This window comes from Psychrobacter sp., assembly GCF_036731945.1.
Lineage (GTDB): Bacteria > Pseudomonadota > Gammaproteobacteria > Pseudomonadales > Moraxellaceae > Psychrobacter.
Map to the genome: position 1 here is coordinate 1 of NZ_DAINDI010000078.1, position 2,242 is coordinate 2,242.

Genomic DNA, 2,242 nt, shown 5'->3' on the forward strand with positions numbered 1-2,242 from the left:
GATTTATCGACAGCGATAAATAAGGATACATGATGATTAAAGAGATTAAGCAAGACGGCGAAGCACGCATGCAAAAAACCTTGGAAGCGCTTGAGACGACTTTTAGCAAAGTACGTACTGGCCGCGCGCACCCAGGTATGTTATCTGGCGTAATGGTTAGCTACTATGGTGCCGATACGCCATTGAACCAAGTTGCTAGCGTCAACGTCGAAGATTCACGTACTTTACTGGTGCAGCCATTTGAGCGTAGCATGGTGCAAGCGATTGATAAAGCCATTCGCGAAGCAGATTTAGGCTTAAACCCGATGACTGCTGACGTTATTCGTGTACCGATGCCAGCGTTGACCGAAGACACGCGCCGCGATATGCAAAAGCTTGCTCGTAGCGAAGCAGAAAATAGCCGTGTTTCTATCCGTAATATCCGCCGCGATATGATGAATGATATTAAAGAGTTGGCAAAAGAAAAAGAAATCTCAGAAGATGACGAGCGCCGCGCCAGTGATGATATCCAAAAAATCACTGACAAATATATTGAAACCATTGATAGCCGCTTGAGCAAAAAAGAAAGCGACTTGATGGAAGTATAAGCGGCTGTCTTTTCTTGTTAATTAAAGACAACAGCAGTATCTTTTCTCTAAAAACAGTCAATATTATATGCATATTGACTGTTTATTGCTGTATAAGAAATTAAGCCATTGTTAAGTAATTGTTCTGTTAAAAACTCTTTATGAAAGCGTTTTCTGCTGAATTTAGGTTTTTCATAAGTCATTTGCTAAATGTGCCATATTTTTCTTAACAGGCGATAACGCGCGTCACATTACTTTACCCAAACCACAAGCAAGTCAGCCTATGTCTATTTCAGATGCTTCAACTCCCGCTCTTCTCCCGCGGCATATCGCCGTCATCATGGATGGCAATAATCGCTACGGTAAAATCAATCATTTAGGCAAAGGTCAGGGGCATATCGCTGGCAAAGATGCGCTAGACCCTATTGTCGAATACTGCGTTAGTACAGGCATTGAAGTGCTAACCGTCTTTGCCTTCTCTAGTGAGAATTGGCAACGACCACCGAGCGAGGTGGCTTTGCTGATGCATTTGTTGAGCTTAACCATCAATGAGCAATTGCCGCGTATGCAAAAATATCGCATTCGCTTGCGCTTTATTGGTGATCGCAGTCAGCTTAGTGAAGCGTTGCAAGCATTGATGTTAGATGCCGAGGCAAAAACCGCTGACTTTGAAGCGATGACCTTGGTAATCGCCATTAGCTACGGTGGACAGTGGGATATTGCCCATGCTGCTAAGCAGTTGGCGCAGCAAGTCGAAGCGGGCAAGTTGCGCGCAGAAGACATCGATAAAGAGATGCTTGGCGGATATGTGCAATTAGCAGATGCGCCAGCGGTTGATATGCTGATACGCACGGGCGGCGAATACCGTTTGTCAAACTTCCTATTATGGCAATCTGCTTATGCCGAATTGTTCTTTACCCAAACCCTGTGGCCCGATTTTAAAGTAGCAGAGCTTGCAGCGATGATAGCAGAATTTGCTCAGCGCCAACGCCGCTTTGGCAAAACCAGCGAACAAGTAGTGATAGAGCAGCAGAGTTCTTAAAATAATTTTAGCTAATAAGCGCTGTAGAAATAATTGCTTAAGTCGTCCGCGAGGTTTGAATTACACTTGTTTGGTCTATAATAAGCTGCTTTAATTAGCGTTAATCCTGTTTAATGGGCTATTATAGAGCGCTGTTATGCTAGATTTTGACCAAACATTTTTCGTTATATAAGGCTCGATAAGTATGTGGCAACGAATTAAGACGGCAATTGTTCTCGTTATTATCGTTGGTATTGCAATGTTTGCGAGCCAAACGCCCATTTTATTTGCACCGCTGCTAGCGATTGGCGTCATTATCGCCGCCCACGAGTGGACCAAACTGATGCCAAAGTGGCAGCAGCCTGCGTTGTTTGTGCTGTTGGTTTTGGCGCTGACCATCGTCTCGCTGATGTTTAAAGTTACGTGGCTGTTTTGGTGGGTAGCGTCACTAATTATCTGGCTGATGGCCCTGTCTTGGGTGCGGGTATTTCCGACTCATACTAGCTGGTACGGTAAGAAATTAGCATTGATGGGCGCTATTATATTAACCGCTGCCATTACCGCTATGTTTTACTTATGGCAACTGTCCGCATGGTGGCTGCTGTATGTATTCTTATTGGTCTGGTGTGCCGATAGTGGCGCTTACTTTGTTGGG

Annotated in this window: 3 protein-coding genes; all 3 read left to right on the forward strand. The window is 44.6% G+C overall.

Going from position 1 to position 2,242, the window contains the following annotated elements; all coding sequences use genetic code 11:
- The first annotated feature begins 32 nt into the window (after positions 1–32).
- Positions 33–587, forward strand: a complete 555-nt coding sequence (frr, locus tag V7D75_RS12810; RefSeq protein ID WP_068404574.1) for a ribosome recycling factor — start codon at positions 33–35, stop codon at positions 585–587.
- Positions 588–849: 262 nt separating this feature from the next.
- Entirely contained in the window at positions 850–1,608 is a 759-nt protein-coding gene (gene uppS / locus V7D75_RS12815; RefSeq protein WP_333614862.1) for a polyprenyl diphosphate synthase, read from the forward strand.
- A gap of 184 nt (positions 1,609–1,792) precedes the next feature.
- The coding region (locus tag V7D75_RS12820) for a phosphatidate cytidylyltransferase (RefSeq protein WP_333614863.1) at positions 1,793–2,242 on the forward strand (450 nt) is incomplete at its 3' end.